Raw genomic sequence first — 17,489 nt, 5'->3', positions numbered from 1 at the left:
AGAGGATTCGTCCGGGCGGGCGCACCTGCCCGGACGAGTAGAAGGAGGGAGATAAAAGGATTATTCGATATGCGAGGTCAGTTAGCCTCGACTCCAATCACTTGGAATCGGCCCACTTGGCGTCAAGATCCTTGGTGACATCAGCGATGGTGGCCTGACCTTGAACGAGAAGCTGGAACTGGGAGGCCATCTCCTGGCCCATCACAGTGCCGTTACGAGTCCAGTTCACCCAGTAGAAATCACCGCTGGTCACGTACTGGTCATACAGATCCTTGAGCTGTGGAGCAACATTCGCCTTGTACTCCGGAGAGATGGAGATTTGGCCGATGTTCTTCTCCTTGAGCTTCAGACCTTCTTCACTGTTGATGAAGGACAGGAACTTTTCAGCTGCCTTGAGCTTGTCTCCGTCAATCTTGGAGCTGATGACGTACGGGGAGTCCGGACCACCGCCCACGTAGGGCTGGCCTCCGTCAACCGCGGGGAACGCGGCCATGCCGTAATCCACGCCGGATGAGTCAAGGTCGGCGAAGTCCCACGGACCGGAACGGAACATTGCCAACTGTCCGGTCATGAAACTCTGCTTAATCTGATCGTTGCTGACGCCAACGTTCTCCTTGGGCAGGGTACCGGAATCAATGAGCTTCATCCACTGCTCCAGCACCGGAGTCCATTGCTTGGTGAAGGTGCCACCCTCATCCTGCTCAGGCCAATCGCTGGTCTTGATGCCCTGCTTGGCATAGTATCCACCCAGCATCGGCTGGAAGGAACCGGAGACCACACTCATATCTTCCATATATGGAGTGACGCCTTTAGCTTGCAGTTTCTTGCCAAGATCAATGAATTCGTCCAATGTTTCAGGAACGGAATCGTACCCCACTTCCTTGAGTAGATCCTTGTTGTATACGATTCCGCCAATCCACGCAGTCGGTGCCATGCCGTAGATCTTGCCGTCACGAGTGTACAGATCAGTAGCGGTGGAAGGCAGGTTCTTCACAAACGGCTCATCAGTGATGTCACGGGCCAAACCGGCATCAAGAACCTCATTGCGAGTCTCAATAGACATATGGAACACATCGGGAACCTGACCGCCCGCAACACGAGTGGTCAGCGTTTGCGCATAATCATTAGCCGCGCCCTGTGCGGTGCTCATCTCTACATGGATGTCTGGATTCGCCTTTTCAAACGCATCAATGATCGGCTTGGTCATCTTTTCGTTTTCCCATGCGAAATACGTGATGGTGGTTTTGCCGGAACCGGCCGTGCCGCTACCGCATGCAGCCAGCGGTACCAGCATTGCCGCGGCAGCTACCGCAGCAATCACAGTTTTGGAGAACTTCATGGTTGATCTTTCCTTTCTGTGGCAGCACCAACTTTGGTACTACCGAAAAAATAGGGCGGATCATTGAGTATTCGCAAGCATCTGCGCCTGTAAACCATCAATGCCAGCTTCTTTTATTTAATACGTATTACCAACTACGTGACTTCAGTATGCCACCAAGGAAATATGAGCGCAAAAACGGCGTGTCGAATATTGTCAACCGCTAAGAAAGAGCTCAATTACAGTGTTTTATTGATTTTCAAACCGAAAGTCTGTTGCGCTGGAGATTACGTCCAGCCAGTCGGCACGCCGCAATTTGCACGTAAATATTATTAAAGTAATAATACGTATTAAAGGCGATGCGCTGACGTATTGTCAAAACAACAGAGCAACAGGAATACTTATGAATACTTCAATCAACACCACAATCCATCTACTCCCCGGCGAGCGCTGGTGGGGAGGCAGAGTCGCCGATGGACGTCTCATGCCATACGGATCAGAACCTTTCCAATGCAATCTCGCGACCTGGCACCATGTTCCAGGGCAGCTACCAGAGGCTTCCAACCAAAGCGCACCATTGTTGCTTTCCACGGCCGGGCGATACCTGTGGGACGACGATCCATTCATGTTCATGTTCCGTGATGACACACTGACAATCAGCTCTGATCACAGCATCGAAGTACAAACAACAGCGGGAGGAACACTGCGAGATGCCTATCTCGCAGCCTGTCAAGAACATTTCCAACCTTCCAACCACACTCCCGCACCAGCAATGTTTGCCAAACCGCAATACAACACTTGGATTGAAATGCCATACCATCCCACTCAGCAGGCTGTGCTGGATTATGCAGACTCCATGCTCGACGCAGGCATGCCCGCCGGCGTGCTGATGATCGACGACAAATGGAGTCCTGACTACGGCAACTGGACCTTCGATCCAGCAGCCTTCCCTGACCCTGCATCAATGCTTGAACAGTTGCACGGGCAAGGATTCAATATCATCGTATGGCTGGTACCTTTTGTCAGCCCTGATTCCGCAGTATTCCGAGAGCTTGAAGCTCAAGGGCTGATGCTTCAGGACAAGTATGGCCGCACCGCAATCCGTCGATGGTGGAATGGTCTCAGCGCCGTACTCGACCTCAGCAATCCCGCAACCTGCGCGTGGGTTCGAGAAAAGCTCGACGCACTATGCGCACTGGGCGTCGACGGCTTCAAATTCGACGGCGGCGATCTCTATGATTTCCATGCCGATGACCGCCCATATGCCAGTATGACCCCCAACGATATGTGTGAACGATGGGCGCAAATCGGCGTCGATTACCCATTCAATGAATTCCGCGCCTGCTGGAAGATGGGCGGCCAGCCGCTTGCTCAGCGGCTTCAAGACAAACCGTCATCTTGGGATGAGCAGGGCATTCAGTCTCTGATTCCCGAGATGCTGGCACAGGGCATGATTGGGCATGCTTTCGTCTGCCCCGATATGATTGGCGGCGGTGAAGTGAACAGCACCAAGCACTCTGGGGTCGATCAGGAGTTCTTTGTTCGCTATGCACAAATCGCCGCACTCGCTCCGATGATGCAGTTCTCCGTCGCTCCATCCAGAGTTCTGGACGAAGAACATCTCATGGCTGTCCGTCAGGCACTGGATATACGAGAACAGTATCTTCCCACGATTCTTCAACTGGCTAACCATGCAGCACAAACCGGAGAACCTATTATTCGCCCGATGTCTTATCACTTCCCTGGCATGGAGTCCGTTACCGACCAGTTCATGCTGGGCAATGGCATCATCGTTGCTCCTTGCGTCGAGCGCAACGCTCAATCCCGCCATGTTGTTATTCCCGCAGGACGCTGGCGTTCGGATGCCGGGCAAATCATCAAGGGACCGGCCACCATCGAAACCTCATGCCCACTCAACAGACTGCCACGTTTCACCCGCGAAGAATAGTATTACTACCATTGAAAATAATCACCCCTATATAACCAAGAGGATTTATGACCGGCAAACGTACAGGTACCCGACCTCCCACCAGCAAAGACGTTGCGGCACTGGCTGGCGTATCGCAAAGTACGGTATCCTTCGTCATCAACGGCAAGAGTGTTGTTGCTGAAGCAACCAGACGACGCGTGGAAGATGCGATGCGCAAGCTGAATTATCAGCCTAACGCTGTAGCTCGCACACTTAAAACCAGTAAGACCAACATCATCGCCTTGTTTGTGGAGATGAATGAAACCTCTGACGCCAACGAGACCACACCGTACATTGACACCATCGTCAAGTTGGCGCGAAAGCATGACTATGATGTCATCATCAATACCACGCGCGAAGGCTCGGCTGCGCTGAAACGTCTCGCTGGAAAATCAATCTGCGATGCATTCATTCTTATGGATGTGCGGTGCGATGATGAACGGATTCCCACCGCCACGGACCTCAATATGCCTGTGGTACTGGTAGGCCGCCCCAATAATGCTATGGGACTCGACGTGGTCGATTTTGATGCTCGCGAGGCTGCCCGTCTTGCTGTTGACGAACTGGCAGATACGGGTCATCACCATATTGCAATGGTCGGATCCCAGTTGGGAACGAATGCCAACGAGTTTCGATTCGCCAGCGAGTTCTTCTCCGGAGCCCATGACCGCGCAGAACAACGCGGACTGAATTTCACCGTTGTGCCTCGTATGGCCGACGGCTGGGAAGGTATTCGGCGCAGTACCGATCAACTGTTATTCCACGCAGACGATCGACTGGGCATTATCGTGCGACAGCCACAACCCACCGAATGGTTGCTCCGTACACTGAACGAACGCGGTCTCGTGCCGGGACGTGATCTTTCTGTGGTCTCTCACTGTTCAGATTTGTCCGCAGTCTCATTCCAATGGCCAGTGACGAATGTGTCGACAAGACCCGAAGAAGTGTCGCATCGAACAGTGGAATTGTTGTTCGACCGACTAAACGGCACGTCCGATGATGCCCACTGCGATTTGATTGAGCCAGCCGGCATTACCCGTCGCGCCACCACCATCGATTGGAACACGCGGTAACGGCCGGACCCTGCACTAAGCATGCGAAAGGCGGGCATCTGTTCAACAGATGCCCGCCTTCTCTCCCTCCGTCGCGCTTCGCGCGCCACCTCCCTCGTCAGAGGGAGGCTCTCAAAAGAATCACAGGTGTGCGCGAAGGCCCTTCAGGCGGGCGATGGAAATCGGCTTGCCGACGATTTCCATGGACTCAAACAGCGGCGGGCTCACGCGGCGGCCGGACATAGCCACACGCACCGGGCCGAATGCGAGGCGCGGCTTGTAGCCACCGTCCTCAACCAGAGCCTTGTTCAGGGTCTCGTGCAGGTTGTCGGTCTTCCAATCAGCCTCATCCACACCCTCAAGAGCAGCAATGGCAGCGTCAAGCACTTCGCCTGCAGAATCCTTGAGCTGCTTGCGAGCATCATCAGCAGGCTCCAGATACTCCTCAGTGGAGAGCAGAGAGCCGACCATGCCAGCAACCTCACCCAGCAGGCGCACGCGCGGCTGAACCAGCGGAGCAGCAGCAGTCAGAATCTCCTGCTCACGAGCAGTCAGCGCATCCCAAGAATCAGCGGAGACCACACCATCGCGGTGCAGGTACGGCACCGAGCGGCGCAGGAAATCATCAGCATCGAGCATACGAATGTGCTCAGCGTTGATGGAGATGGCCTTGTCCAGATCGAAGCGGGCCGGGTTGGCCTTCACGTCGCGCACATCGAACTTGGCGATCATCTCGTCCATGGAGAAGACATCGCGGTCGGGGGCGATAGACCAGCCGAGCAGAGCCAGGTAGTTGAGCAGGCCTTCACGAATGAAGCCAGCGTCACGGTGGTTGAACAAGTTGGATTCAGGATCGCGCTTGGAGAGCTTCTTGTTGCCCTGACCCATCACGTACGGCATGTGGCCGAACAGCGGCGTGGTCTTGGCGATGCCCAGTTCTTCGAGGTAACGGTAGAGCACGATCTGACGCGGGGTGGAGCTCAGCAGGTCCTCGCCGCGCAGCACCACGTTGATTTCCATCATCGCGTCGTCTACCGGGTTGGTGAGCGTGTACAGCGGGTCACCGTTCGGGCGAACGATCACGTAATCCGGCACAGAACCGGCCTTGAATTCGATGGTGCCACGAATCAGATCATCGAACGCGATGTCTTCGTCAGGCATGCGGATACGCAGTGCAGGCTTGCGGCCTTCAGCGCGGAAAGCAGCCTTCTGCTCTTCGGTGAGGTTACGGTCGTAGCCGTCGTAGCCGAACTCAGCCGGGCGGCCGGCAGCCAGGTTGCGCTCCTTGATTTCTTCAGGAGTGGAGAAGGACTCGTATGCGTAGCCAGCTTCGAGCAGCTTGGCAGCAACGTCCTTGTAGATGGCAGTGCGCTCGGACTGGCGGTACGGGCCGTGGGGACCGCCCACGTCGATGCCCTCATCCCAGTCGATGCCCAACCAACGCAGGGATTCGAGAATCTGATTGTAGCTTTCTTCGGAGTCACGAGCGGCGTCGGTATCTTCGATACGGAAGACCAGCTTGCCACCGGTGGCGCGAGCCTCAGCCCAGTTGAACAGGGCGGTACGAATCATACCGACATGCGGCGTACCGGTCGGAGACGGGCAGAAGCGAACACGAACGTTCGCGGGGAGTTCAGGTTTGGTGTTTTCAGCATCAGTCATAGTCCCCTATTGTGCCCCGCGCGCCGGACGCACTAGGCCGCGCAACCCCTCAGCAGGCGAGACCGCTGAAAAGCTCAGCCCAATCCTGAGAATCGTCTTCACGAACCTCGTGGAAGTCAGGAGTAACGCTGTTTGCGTTCAGGTAGTCGTTGTTCATTGCTATTCCCCTTATGCATGTCTGTACCGGAAGCACCCATTGCTTCCCTGGCCCCGTCTCCGCAGCCATGTGCAAATCTTGTTTAACGATAACAAATCACAGAAAAGCGCACATCTTTGTTTGATATCGATTTCATAACAATCAGCGCAAGACAGCATTACACCCACAATTCAGACAATATTCCGCTGATTTGCTTGGTTTTCCTAAAAAAGCTGGAAGAATAGACAGGGACGATATCGTCCTTGATGAAAGGGGAATCAATGACCGATCCCAACAATACGCCGTTGCCGCAGGTGCCCGCGCCTGGCAACGCTAACGGCGCAGTTCCACAACCACAAAATCAGAATCCATTCAACACGGACGCTCCTGCAACGCCGCAATACGGGCAGCCCGAGTATGAACAGCCTCAGTACGGGCAGCAGCAGTACGCTCAGCCGCAGTACAACCAGCCGCAGTACGGCCAATACGGTCAGCAATCCCAGCCGCAGCAGACTCCGGCTTACGGTCAGCCAACTCAGCCCACGTACGAACAGCCGCAGTACACACAGCCCACGTACGCAAATCCGTACGGCGATAATCAGTACGCCAACCAGTACGGTAATGCACCCTATGGCAACGCACCATACAGCGATGCATCAAACGCACAGTACGGTGCCCCGCAGTCGGTTCCTGTGTATTCCACGTCTACGCCAGCCCCTGGCGCCGCCGCAGTCCCGCTGGATAAGCCGTACTACGGCTGCTCATTCCCGGAGGCCTTCCTGCGCTTCTGGAAGAAGTACGCCGTCTTCTCCGGCCGCGCTTCCCGCAGCGAATACTGGTGGTGGGTTCTGGCTCAGTTTGGTATTACGTTTGTGCTCGATATCCTCGCCAATGTAACCGATGACAAGCTGTCGTTCCTCGGCTACATCTGGAGCCTGGCCATTATTGTGCCCGGCTTGGCACTTGCCGTTCGCCGTCTGCACGATATTAATAAGCCCGGTTGGTGGATCGCCATCTACTACGGAGCTTTTGTAGTTGCCTTTATTCTGCTGGTGGCCGGCGGCGCAGGCGCGCTCTTTGGCGGCCTCGGCGGCATGGCATACGGCGGCACCTACAGCAAGGGTTATGGTGCTATTGCAGCAGGCAGCATTGGTTTGCTTGTTGTTGGTGTAGTGATTATGCTGGCGGCGCTCATCGTGTTCATTGTGTTCATGGCTATGCCGAGCAAGCCCGAAGGTGCACGATTCGATAAGGATGCCGATCCTGCAGGTTATGCTCCGGCTCCGGCCGCCCCTGCAGATGCACAGTATGGACAGTATGATCCGCAGTATGGCGCTCCGGCAGCTCCTACGGCTCCGGTTCCGCCAGCTCCGGGATTCAATGGCCCAGTGCCGACTCCTGAGTATGGCACCCCGGTTCCGCAGCCGCAGTCTTATACCCAGCCCGCTCCGGAAGTACCAACATATGGATCATCTGATTCTTCCAACGCCAATGCCAACACTGGTAACGAATCCAGCGAGCAGAAGCCTTGGCAAGGTCAGTGATCAATAAACCATAGGATGTGCAAGAGTCCCCACTCGATTATCTCGGGTGGGGACTCTTTTCGTATCACTGTCAGATACGTTCGCTTCACACTGTGGATGGACTACCCCTCAGTCGGCTTCGCCGACAGCTCCCCTGACAAGGGGAGCCAAAAAGGTGCCATCAAGCCACGGTCAGGGTTTGGTTGAGGGCGTGGGATTCGCCTGGTGCCAGAACTACTGCGTGGTCGCGGCAGGCGGCGGCTTCAGCACAGACGAAGGTGCGCCATTCGCTTGCTACAACATCGTTGACTAACATGCCGTACGGCTTGCCAGGATTCCAGACCACGGTTTGCGGGGAACCGGACTTGGCGATGCGAATCGTGCGATCCAAACCATCATCATGCAATTCAAGCGTGGCATCAGATTCGTAGACACGATCCACAGTGCCGTCGAATGTTACGGCTGAATCGCCCTGTTCGCATGGCTTGAATTCATCGGTGGCATCAGCGTATGAAGCTCCCTCCAGACCGGAAAGACGCACTTGAGCAACGTCACTCACGCGGAAGTACGTATGCAGTGCCGCTTCATAGGAGAATGCAACCGTACCCGTATTGGCCACGGTCAGAGTCACCTCCAGTGAATCTGTGGCACGAACTTCAAAATCAGCGTGGAACTGCGGAGCCGGAGCGCCTTCCTCAGCCGGCTCAAGCCACGGCAAATCACCGGGCTCAAGATCGGAGGAATCAAGCGTGTAGTGCGCGTATTCGTGGGTGAAGGATTCAGCATCCAACTGCCACGTGCGAATGCGGCCGAATCCATGATTCGGCTTCTTGCCGAGGCCATGACCGTCCGCATATCCCGGGCCAAACCATGGGAACACAATCGGCACACCGCCAACAATCGCCTTGTTATCGGCCAGCACCATCGAAGACGGGCTCCATACCACGTCCTCGGCCTGACCAGTCGGACGCCAGCGCAGCACGTGTGCACCGTAATCGCTTACGGATGCGCTGCCGCGATCATTATTGAGGTTACGAAGAGCAAAACTACTGCTCATAATTGTCTCCTACTAGTTTTCACGCTTGGACAAAACCGAGGTTCGTGAGGAAGGCGCGGGTTTGCTCCTTGGTCTTGAAGACTGCGGTGTTACCAAGAATACGCTCGCAGACACTACCAAGCTCATCCTGCACGGCGGCATGAATGGCATCACGATCACGGTTGCCGTTCAAAGCTGCAGTCAATTCATCCCATTCCAGGCTGAACTCGCTCACCGATTCCGGCAACGCTTCGCCAGCGGCGAGCGCATCTTCAATAACACCAAGCTGATCAACCAGTCGGCCCGGCAGAATGAACAGACCTTGTGCCTCAATCAGACCAACCGGCTCCTGCTTAATCGGCCAGAACTCAGGGTGAGCATGGAAGATACCTTCCGGATACTCCTCGCTGACTGCATTGTTGCGGAAGATGAGGCTCATCTCATAGCCACGCTCGGTGATGATGGCGCTCGGGGAAACCGCAGACTGGCGATTGCCGTCAGCATCATGGCTAGCAATGTTGGCTGCCGCATCATCGTACTGCTGCCAAGCGAGGCGAATCTTGTCGCTGACTTCCACAATCGAATCGCGGTTCTTGGAGACCACGCGTACCGCAGTACCGGGCCAGTCGAGGATTTCTACAACCGTATCCGGATACTCCGGCACAGTGAACGACGCCCATGTTGCAGCCTTGTGCATCGGCAACAGCTCGCCGCCACCCTGATAGTGGTCGTGCGCGAGCACTGAACCGCCAATACGCGGCAGTGCGGCGTTGCAGCCGAGGAAGTAGCCGGGGAAACGGTCCACGAAATCGAGCAGGTGACCGAACGTGTCACGATCCACATGCATCGGCGTATGCTCCATGTTCACGCAGATGCCGTGCTGGTGGAAGTAGCCGTACGGAGAGAACTGCCAGAACCACTGCTCACCGCCGAGCGCAACCGGAATGGTACGCAGCGTGCGCTTATTGCGGCCTGCGAAGCCCTCGTTCTCATGGCAGATCGTGCACTTCGGGTAGCCGCCAGCCACCGCATTGCCGGCAGCCGCCTTCTTCATGTTCTTGAACTCAGGCTTGGCCAAGTTGATGGTGACTACCAAGCCGTGCGAGTCGAAGCGTGGGTTCTTGTCGAGCACGGCCTTCTTCACGTAGTTGTTGGCCACGCAGTAACGGTAGAACCAATGCATGGCTTCCATGCCGTCATCCGTGCTTTCTTCTTCCTCGAAGCTGTCTTCGATGGAAGATGGGGTGCCGGAAAGCAAGCCCATGATGATGTCCGCGTATACCGGGCCTTCGTCAGGCTCGAACAGGCCGGCTGCGACTGCTGCGGCACGGAAGTCGGCGATCAGAGCATCTGGGTAGGCGAAGTCGGATTCGCCGGCTTCAGCCTCAGCGGCATCAGTATCGGCAGCGGCGGGCGCAGCATAGGAGTCGAGATTGAATAGGGCGAAGATGTTGTTGCGCGTCCAGTCGGCATCGCGCTCATCCAAGCCAAGATTGCGTTCGGCGAAGGCCACCAATGCATCGATTGATGCATACACCTTGGCCAGGTTCTCAGCAGTAGCAGTAGTCATCAGCGAGCCTCGCCTTCCAGCACGTCAGCCACGATGGCCTTGATTTCGCCGGCCTTGGCTTCCATCTCCTGCACCAGCTTGATCTGCGTACGGGCGCGAACCAGGTTGTGCTCAGCGTACTTGGTGGCGAAGTAGGTGTCGCCGGCCAGGTAATCGGCGAGGAAACGCATGCCGCATTCCATGGTGAGCAGGTTGCCGGCGAAGGCGAACAGTTCGCCCTCACGCGGGGTGACGCTTTCGCGCACAGCGCCCACGAAGCCTTCGGTGTACGCACGGAAGTACTCGGTGCTGAAGTGTACCTTGTCAAGGTCTTTCTCGTCCTCGAGCGCGGTGGATGCGCCGAAGCGAATGGAGTCGCCGAAATCAAACAGCATGGAGCCCGGCATGATGGTGTCGAGGTCGATAATGGCGCGGGCCTGGCCGGTTTCGGCATCCATCAGAATGTTGTTGAGCTTGGTGTCGTTGTGGGTTACGCGCAGCGGAATGGAACCGTCAGCCAGACCATCCATCACCACGGAATACTGGCTCTCATGCTCCAGGAAGAAGTTGATCTCCGGCTGGCAGGTGGCAGCGCGGCCCAGTTTGTCTTCTGCGAGCGCAGCCTTGAAGTCTGCGAAACGATGTGGGGTGTCGTGGAAGTGCGCGATCGGCTCGGTGAGCTGAGATGCGTCGAACTCGGCGAGGGTCTGCTGGAATTCACCGAAAGCGCGGCCGGACTCACGGAATACGTCGGCATTCGGCACGAGGCTGTACGACTTGGTGTTCTCGATGAAGGCGTATACCCGCCAAGCGCCGGACTCGCGAGTCACGTACGTTTCGCCGCTCGTGGTGGGGATGATGTCGAGCGTTTCCTGACCGCGTTCCTTTAGGAAGCTGGTCACCAGTGCGATGTTACGCATCAGGCCTTCAGTATCCGGGAAGACGCTGGTGTTCATCTTCTGCAGAATATAGCGGCGCACGCTGGTGGTAACGAGGTAGGTTACGTTGATGTGGCCGTCACCGTAAGGCTTGACGCTTTCGACTTCGCCTTCCAACTGGAACAGGTTCGCCACTGCCATCAGCTCGGTATCCGCAATTGCCATGATTGTTTCCTTTTAGTCCTTCTTCTTGCTGCCGACTTCTTCGCCGGTCAGCAATCTACTGATATCGCTCAGCACTATTGAAACACAGGTACCGGCAGCATCAGCATGATGAAAATCATCAATAATCGTTGATATATCAAGGATTATGAGCTTATTATTCGATAGTTACCACGGTACACTTACCACAATTTCCATTACTATCAGAACAATTTTTTGATATGGTAGATGGAGCTGCGGAAGGGGACGAAGGATGACACCGGTTGAGCATCATGTGGACGCGGCGGTTTCGCATTATTTCGTGTATGTGCCGAGCCGCAATGCGATGCGCATGTTCCTGTACCCCACGCGCATCGGCTTGTACCGATATCTCAAAGGATATTGGCTGAACCGTGGTTCATTCGATAGTTTCATTCTGATGGCGGTGTACAGCGGCACGTTCGTGTTCACGGTGAACGGTCAGCGTTCGGTGGCACGCACTGGCGATCTGGTATTGCTCGACTGCCATGAGCCCAACGTGTACCAGGCCAAAGCCGAAACCGATTGCACACTGCTCTGGATGCATTTCGATGGCAAGCTTGCGCAAGATTATTTCGAAACGATTCATAACGAACTCGGCAATGTCATTACGTTGAGACGAGCCACTTACGCCATCAGTCGCTTCCGCATGGTCTATGACACGTTCGCCGAAGAACGCAAGGTAGACGAGGCACGCATGTCGCTTATCATCACCGAAGTGCTCACCGAATGCTTATCCGACGGTATTAATGCAAGTGCTAGCGTACGCAGCAGTGGGCGCGAGCGGTCAGTCAGCAGCAGCAAAGGCAGCGGTAGTGGCAACGCCTACAATCAGCACGCCATCGAGGAAACGCTCTCCTACATTGCCACGCATTTGAGCGAACCACTGCCTCTTGTGCAGCTCGCCGATATGGCGTTAATGAGCGAATACTATTACATTCGCGTTTTTAAGCAGGTCACTGGTTATACGCCGCACACCTACATCATCAATGCGCGTATGCATGCGGCGAAATACATGCTGCTCACCGGAGGCGCCACGTTGAAGGAAATCTGCGCGGAATGCGGCTTCTCCTCCACCAGTGCTTTCTGCGCCGCATTCAAGCAGCGCTTCGGATGCACACCTCTTGAATTCCGCGCTTCCTCAACTGGTCACACAGAGTTACCAGTTTCCGAGGAACTGGTCGAGAAGCGTTGCTGATTACAGCTCGACGGTTTCCGTATTGTCGTTCTTCACATGCGCGAACTTGGCGGCCAGCGCCTCCTTGTTGCGCTTTTCATCCTCTTCCTTGGCCTTCTTCTTGGCTTCGGCAGGATCCCACAGCACGTCTTCGCGATGCTTGTTCCATTCGGCTTCAGCCAGAGGAGCGATGAATGTTGCCGTGACCTGCAATGAATCCGCGGCAGCAGCGCGAGCCTTAACCAGCGCAATAATCTTGTCATCGGTCAGGCAAATACGCGGAATCGAGCATTGCTCGCGTAGCTCGTTCACATACAGCAGAATCGGCAGCGATTTGACGGCAATACGGCGGGCAGCGGCATCATCAAGTTCCGCAGCAGTACCTTTATCACCAGCCACTACGCCCAGCAATGTATCGCACACAGCGAGCGCGGTAGCAAACCGGGATGCCACAGCAGCGGCATCGGAAGAACCAGCCAGACGAGGCTCACTCTCCCCCTCAGCCGCAGCATCAGCCTGAAGATGCGTCTCGACTGCGGCAATCGTATTTCGAATTTCGGTTTGCATAGGCGCATCCCAATCCACGCCCAGCGCTTCGGCTGCGGTGAATACGAGCGCTGCGTTACCGGTTTCGGAGTAGTCGAGCATCGTATCGTAGGCGTCGTTGGCGGCGAGCAGCGTATCCACAATCTCCTGCGGACGGCCTGGAATCGCATCGGCACCCTCATAAACGAACTCGGCATCCGGCACAGTCACATCATCACCGGTCAAAATACGGGCGAATGCGCGAGTGACTCGCACCTGCAGATTTTCTGCGTACTTCGCATCGTTATCCATCTGCATGGCAATGGTCAGCGGCCACAATGCAATCAGCGAAGCGCCAGCTTCAGCGGCTTTGGTGACTTCCGGCAGCGCAGCTACACGTGCGATTGCCTCACGATTGAGATCAACAGTCATAAATGCTCCTTTGCTTCAAGTCCCACGCCCCTCAGTGGGCCGGCCATGTCTACCTCATGATTGTAGTGTTCGTGCAGCGCGAGTCTCACTCACGCCCGCTCCCTCAGTCGGCTTTGCTGACAGCTCTGCTCGGGAAGGGAAGCCAAGAACACTGCAATTACAAGGGTTTGCGGTTACTGCACGTTGGCTGCAGGGTCCACATACGTGATAGACATCACACGGCCGGTTTCGTTGTCATAGGTCACCGAGGTGACAGATGCGAGCGCTGTGTGACGCAGGAACATCCAATGTTCCGGATGACCGGTTTCCAAGTAATGACGGTACGACCAGATGGGCGACTCGTGGCTCACCACCACAATCTGCTGGCCGGGGTGCTGCGCGACCTTTTCACGCGCGAACGCATCCATACGAGCTGCAATATGCTGATATGACTCGCCCCAGCTCGGCTTGTACAAGTTCAGGACCAGCTTCCAGTTGCCGTTCTTCCACAGCGCGCCCTCGCCATGGCCAATGCGCTTGCCACGGAATTCATTGCCGGCCTCAATCACTCGTTCGTCGGTCGTCAATTCGAGCGGCGCATCGCCGCGGTCTTCGCGCACAGTGTTCAATGCCTCAAGAATCGCACCGGCGGTTTCGCGCGTACGATCAAGCGGGGAGGAATATACAGCCGCAATCGTATTGGTTTGCGGATTATTAGCCAGATATGCGGCCGTAGCCTGAGCCATACGGCGGCCTACATCAGACAGATGGAAGTCAGGCAGACGCTCATAGAGCAGATGATCAGGGTTGTACACCTTGCCGTGGCGGACGAAATGGATGGTGGTTGCGGTCATCTGGGGCCTTCCTTCAGAACAATCACAAAGTGTAAGCCATTGTAGTAATACGACTTAAGCCATATGAATAACTTCTAAATTACCGCGTGTCAACATAGTTAAACGCATAGAGTATCCGTGACGCAAATATGCGGGCTGGGGTTCGGTCCACGGTGGACTCGCGAGACGATCGCGCACAACAAACCATCGTGCAAGCCAGTTCAATCCACGCAAACTTTGCGCGACCATGGACAAACACATCATTCGATGAGGGCTTCGCCACCCAACGCCACGGGCAGCGAGGGACATCCAATCGGGAGCGGAAAGGAGCGTAGTGCTGTTATGTCCAATACGAACACTGTTACGGCCGCCATCAAGGAAGTCAGCCATAAGGTTTTTGGCGGATATGCTGAACTGCTGCGAATTCCGCATACCGCACGCTATTCCATTGGCGGCGTGATCGCTTGCATGCCTTTCCCGATGGTGGGCATGACTATCACCATTTCCGTGCAGCATTACTACGGCAATTATTCGTTGGCTGGCATGCTCACCGCCATTCAGGCGATTGCATTAGCCGTGGCAACGCCTCTGCTGGGCAAACTCACCGATAAATTCGGCCAGCGTCAAGTGTCAATCCCCACCATCATCGTGTGGATTACCGCCGCCATTGCACTGACTACTTCCATCACCAATCGTGCGCCGGAATGGGTGCTGTATTGCTTAACACCATTCCTCGCCGCAATTCCGCCGTGGGGTGCAATGAGCCGCGCCCGCTGGACCAAGATTTTGAAGGGCGATCACGAGCGCACGAATCGCGCGCTCTCCCTGTGCGGCGTACTGGACGAATGCATGTGGGTGGTTGGCAACCCGCTGGCTTCCACGCTGGCCGTGATCTCCGGTCTGCTCGCATTCTCCTTCACCGGCATGTGCGTGGTGGTAGGTGCGCTGATGTTCCTCACCGAGTTGACTACCGAGCCGCCGTCGCAGACCGATTTGGCGCGCGCAGAAGGCATCTCTCGTAAGGAATACCGTGAGCGTGAGGCCGCCCGTGCTGAAGCGTTGAAGGTGGAAACCGCCGCTGAGGAAGCCCGCCGCCGTATGGAGCGCGAAGGCGTGACCGATGAGAAGCAGATTCAGGCCGCTATTGACACTGCCGTTGCCGAAGCTCGCAGCGGCAAGAAGGCTTCCATTTGGGGCCCGGGCTTGATTGCCGTATGCGTGACTTGGTTTGGCTTGGGCGCATTCCAGTCGGCTACCGGTATTTCCATCATCGCGTTTGCCACTGAATCAAATATGAAGCAGTACACCGGCTTTGTGTTCGCCTGCTTCTCGATTAGCTCCTTGATGGGTGCGCTGGTATATGGCGCTAAGAATTGGTCGATTGCACTGTGGAAGCGATTCTACTTCTGCTTGGCCGTGGTGAACATCGGCATCAGTACTTTCCTGTTCGCTAAGCATCTGTGGGTGATTATGCTCATCTACTTGGTGATTGGTGTGTGCCAGGCCCCTACTTGGATTAACGGCAATCAGCTGATGCTGCACTTGGTGCCGCCGTCTCGTCTGACTGAAGGTATGGCTTGGATGGGCGCAATGAATTCCATTGGTTCATCAGCCGGTTCCGCGATTGCCGGCCAGTTCATCGACCGCATGGGCTCGCACGGCGGCTTTATGGTGGTCACCACGTTGGCTATCGCTTCACTGGTGATTGCTCTAATCGGCTTCAAGCAGATCAAGGCCTCCACCGAACAGCCCACCCTCACCGAAGTGGCTGTGTGACACTGTTATCGGACATGTCCGATAACATGTCCGATAATTCAATCTCCGTCAAAATCACTCTAGAGAAATTCCAGAGTAACTGGCAAAGCCTCAAAACGGTAAAAGCCCAGTCAATTGACTGGGCTTTTATAACGAAAACAGACTCGCAGATTACTTCGGCCAACCCTTCGGAGTGTGCTCAATGGACCAGACGCCAAGCTTATGAGAGAAGCTGTTTTGCCACTTGGCTTCGAGCTCTTCGGCAGTGAGGCGATTCTCCTTGGACTTCAAACGGTTCATCGCATTAGTATGCGTATCGTCGAGCAGCCACTTACGGATGAGGAAGTTCCACACCATCACCACGGCGGTGGCCACCAGCTTGCCGATGTTCGTGCGCAGCAGGTATTCAGCATGCTGGCTGACGAATGCGTCGCGGTTCATGCCGTAGGTGGAAATCCAAATGATTGCGTCGTTCATGAACAGACCGATAATCGCGGCACCCACGAAGATGAGAATCTCCATCCAGCGGGCCATATCGTCGCGATGCTTGAATACGAACTTCATACTCGCCAGATAGTTGAAAATCAGCGAAATAATGAAGGAGATGGTAGCGGCAATCACATTATGCATGTGGAATACGCCGACCAAGAGGTTCAGAATACCCCAATCGATGATGAAGGCGATAACACCCACAATGCCGAACTTCATAAGCTGTGCAATCAGTTTTCTCACAGTGGGTATTCAACACTATCGGGCTGACCGTTGCAGCATGTTCGAGGCTTCCGGCCAATAATCTCCGCAATTGAGATTGGCCTACACTAGGAAGCGAACCGAATCAAGGAGGAATTATGCCTGTTATTCACACTCACGTTTCCGTATCCACTACTCCTGAGCAGCGCGAAGCACTGAAGGCTGCTTATGGCAAGGCTATTACCGCTGTGCCGGGCAAGTCCGAAGGCTGGCTGATGTGCCCGTTTGAAGACAATATGCCGATTTACTTCGGTGGTTCCGACGACAAGCCGGCTGCCTATGTTGAGGTGAACGTGTTCGGCCGTTCCGTGCCGGGCTCCGCATGGGAGAAGCTGACCGAGTCTATTATGGCCGCCTTGAACTCCACGCTCGGCATTCCAGAGGACCGCACCTACATCCGCTACACCGCCACCACCGACTGGGGCTGGAATGGCGGGAATTTCTGATTCCTTCTGACGAACGGAGCTGCCAGCCATAGGCTGACAGCAGATTTTCCCGCAGGCTGCGCCTGCTCTCTTCTCTCCCTCAGTCACGGGCAGAGCCCGTGACAGCTCCCTCGTCAGAGGGAGCCTAATGACAGTCACCTTGGCCCCCTCTGACGAGGGGGCTCCCGGCGAAGCCGGGTGGGGGAGAGAAGCACAGGCGCAGCCTGCAGAAAACCAGCATCGCACGCAG

The 17,489-nt window shown here is 55.6% G+C and carries 14 protein-coding genes; 6 read left to right on the top strand and 8 right to left on the bottom strand.

The window, feature by feature from the left end:
• Positions 1-97 precede the first annotated feature (97 nt).
• Positions 98-1,339 carry an ABC transporter substrate-binding protein gene (locus AC1AY0_RS09475; protein ID WP_476523008.1) on the bottom strand — a complete coding sequence of 414 codons (1,242 nt, stop codon included), beginning with the start codon at positions 1,337-1,339 and terminating at the stop codon, positions 98-100.
• Positions 1,340-1,721: 382 nt separating this feature from the next.
• On the opposite strand from AC1AY0_RS09475, the gene AC1AY0_RS09470 reads away from it, so the two are divergent.
• Both AC1AY0_RS09470 and AC1AY0_RS09465 read left to right on the top strand, forming a co-directional pair.
• A complete protein-coding gene (locus tag AC1AY0_RS09470; RefSeq protein ID WP_476526298.1) occupies positions 1,722-3,266 on the top strand; it encodes a glycoside hydrolase family 31 protein in 1,545 nt (514 codons plus the stop codon).
• Positions 3,267-3,313: 47 nt separating this feature from the next.
• Complete coding sequence (locus AC1AY0_RS09465) at positions 3,314-4,360, top strand: LacI family DNA-binding transcriptional regulator (protein WP_476523010.1); 1,047 nt, start codon at positions 3,314-3,316, stop codon at positions 4,358-4,360.
• Positions 4,361-4,480: 120 nt separating this feature from the next.
• Here AC1AY0_RS09465 and gltX read toward each other — a convergent pair whose 3' ends face one another.
• Positions 4,481-6,001, bottom strand: coding sequence for a glutamate--tRNA ligase (gene gltX / locus AC1AY0_RS09460; RefSeq protein ID WP_476523011.1), 1,521 nt, complete (start codon positions 5,999-6,001; stop codon positions 4,481-4,483).
• Positions 6,002-6,418: 417 nt separating this feature from the next.
• On the opposite strand from gltX, the gene AC1AY0_RS09455 reads away from it, so the two are divergent.
• A complete protein-coding gene (locus AC1AY0_RS09455) occupies positions 6,419-7,681 on the top strand; it encodes a DUF805 domain-containing protein (RefSeq protein WP_476523012.1) in 1,263 nt (420 codons plus the stop codon).
• 160 nt (positions 7,682-7,841) lie between these two features.
• Here the strand turns inward: AC1AY0_RS09455 and AC1AY0_RS09450 are convergent, their stop codons facing one another.
• From AC1AY0_RS09450 to AC1AY0_RS09440, 3 genes are read right to left on the bottom strand one after another with little or no spacing between them, the layout of a single operon-like run.
• Complete coding sequence (locus AC1AY0_RS09450) at positions 7,842-8,717, bottom strand: D-hexose-6-phosphate mutarotase (protein WP_476523013.1); 876 nt, start codon at positions 8,715-8,717, stop codon at positions 7,842-7,844.
• Positions 8,718-8,736: 19 nt separating this feature from the next.
• Complete coding sequence (locus AC1AY0_RS09445) at positions 8,737-10,266, bottom strand: UDP-glucose--hexose-1-phosphate uridylyltransferase (RefSeq protein ID WP_476523014.1); 1,530 nt, start codon at positions 10,264-10,266, stop codon at positions 8,737-8,739.
• The gene (locus AC1AY0_RS09440) at positions 10,266-11,348 is read right to left on the bottom strand and encodes a phosphotransferase enzyme family protein (RefSeq protein ID WP_476523015.1); all 1,083 of its coding nucleotides are present in this window, start codon (positions 11,346-11,348) and stop codon (positions 10,266-10,268) included. The genes AC1AY0_RS09445 and AC1AY0_RS09440 overlap by 1 nt, the downstream gene beginning before the upstream one ends.
• 250 nt (positions 11,349-11,598) lie before the next feature.
• Here AC1AY0_RS09440 and AC1AY0_RS09435 point away from each other — a divergent pair, with 250 nt between their 5' ends.
• Entirely contained in the window at positions 11,599-12,561 is a 963-nt protein-coding gene (locus AC1AY0_RS09435; protein ID WP_476523016.1) for an AraC family transcriptional regulator, read from the top strand.
• Here the strand turns inward: AC1AY0_RS09435 and AC1AY0_RS09430 are convergent, their stop codons facing one another.
• Positions 12,562-13,497: a hypothetical protein gene (locus tag AC1AY0_RS09430; RefSeq protein WP_476523017.1), complete on the bottom strand. Its 936-nt coding sequence runs from the start codon at positions 13,495-13,497 to the stop codon at positions 12,562-12,564.
• A 173-nt stretch (positions 13,498-13,670) separates the two neighbouring features.
• Positions 13,671-14,330 (bottom strand): histidine phosphatase family protein, encoded by a 660-nt coding sequence (locus tag AC1AY0_RS09425; protein ID WP_476523018.1) that lies wholly within the window; start codon positions 14,328-14,330, stop codon positions 13,671-13,673.
• 321 nt (positions 14,331-14,651) lie between these two features.
• Between AC1AY0_RS09425 and AC1AY0_RS09420 the strand changes: the two genes are divergently transcribed.
• A complete protein-coding gene (locus tag AC1AY0_RS09420; protein WP_476523019.1) occupies positions 14,652-16,085 on the top strand; it encodes an MFS transporter in 1,434 nt (477 codons plus the stop codon).
• A gap of 150 nt (positions 16,086-16,235) precedes the next feature.
• On the opposite strand, the gene AC1AY0_RS09415 is transcribed toward AC1AY0_RS09420, so the two are convergent.
• Positions 16,236-16,772 (bottom strand): GtrA family protein, encoded by a 537-nt coding sequence (locus AC1AY0_RS09415; protein WP_476523102.1) that lies wholly within the window; start codon positions 16,770-16,772, stop codon positions 16,236-16,238.
• Between the two features lie 140 nt (positions 16,773-16,912).
• Here AC1AY0_RS09415 and AC1AY0_RS09410 point away from each other — a divergent pair, with 140 nt between their 5' ends.
• Positions 16,913-17,260, top strand: a complete 348-nt coding sequence (locus AC1AY0_RS09410) for a phenylpyruvate tautomerase MIF-related protein (protein ID WP_033890723.1) — start codon at positions 16,913-16,915, stop codon at positions 17,258-17,260.
• Positions 17,261-17,489: the final 229 nt, after the last annotated feature.

This window comes from Bifidobacterium sp. LH_416 (assembly GCF_056357055.1).
Note: the sequence above shows the minus strand (reverse complement) of the source record. Positions and strands in the feature narration are given on the sequence as shown.

Bases quoted from the DNA above. Each gene is read 5' to 3' on its own strand.
- AC1AY0_RS09455 (WP_476523012.1), top strand. From the start codon at position 6,419: ATGACCGATCCCAACAATACGCCGTTGCCGCAGGTGCCCGCGCCTGGC.
- AC1AY0_RS09440 (WP_476523015.1), bottom strand. From the start codon at position 11,348: ATGGCAATTGCGGATACCGAGCTGATGGCAGTGGCGAACCTGTTCCAG.
- AC1AY0_RS09465 (WP_476523010.1), top strand. From the start codon at position 3,314: ATGACCGGCAAACGTACAGGTACCCGACCTCCCACCAGCAAAGACGTT.
- AC1AY0_RS09450 (WP_476523013.1), bottom strand. From the start codon at position 8,717: ATGAGCAGTAGTTTTGCTCTTCGTAACCTCAATAATGATCGCGGCAGC.
- gltX (WP_476523011.1), bottom strand. From the start codon at position 6,001: ATGACTGATGCTGAAAACACCAAACCTGAACTCCCCGCGAACGTTCGT.
- AC1AY0_RS09415 (WP_476523102.1), bottom strand. From the start codon at position 16,772: ATGAAGTTCGGCATTGTGGGTGTTATCGCCTTCATCATCGATTGGGGT.
- AC1AY0_RS09410 (WP_033890723.1), top strand. From the start codon at position 16,913: ATGCCTGTTATTCACACTCACGTTTCCGTATCCACTACTCCTGAGCAG.
- AC1AY0_RS09425 (WP_476523018.1), bottom strand. From the start codon at position 14,330: ATGACCGCAACCACCATCCATTTCGTCCGCCACGGCAAGGTGTACAAC.
- AC1AY0_RS09445 (WP_476523014.1), bottom strand. From the start codon at position 10,266: ATGACTACTGCTACTGCTGAGAACCTGGCCAAGGTGTATGCATCAATC.
- AC1AY0_RS09435 (WP_476523016.1), top strand. From the start codon at position 11,599: ATGACACCGGTTGAGCATCATGTGGACGCGGCGGTTTCGCATTATTTC.
- AC1AY0_RS09420 (WP_476523019.1), top strand. From the start codon at position 14,652: ATGTCCAATACGAACACTGTTACGGCCGCCATCAAGGAAGTCAGCCAT.
- AC1AY0_RS09430 (WP_476523017.1), bottom strand. From the start codon at position 13,497: ATGACTGTTGATCTCAATCGTGAGGCAATCGCACGTGTAGCTGCGCTG.
- AC1AY0_RS09470 (WP_476526298.1), top strand. From the start codon at position 1,722: ATGAATACTTCAATCAACACCACAATCCATCTACTCCCCGGCGAGCGC.
- AC1AY0_RS09475 (WP_476523008.1), bottom strand. From the start codon at position 1,339: ATGAAGTTCTCCAAAACTGTGATTGCTGCGGTAGCTGCCGCGGCAATG.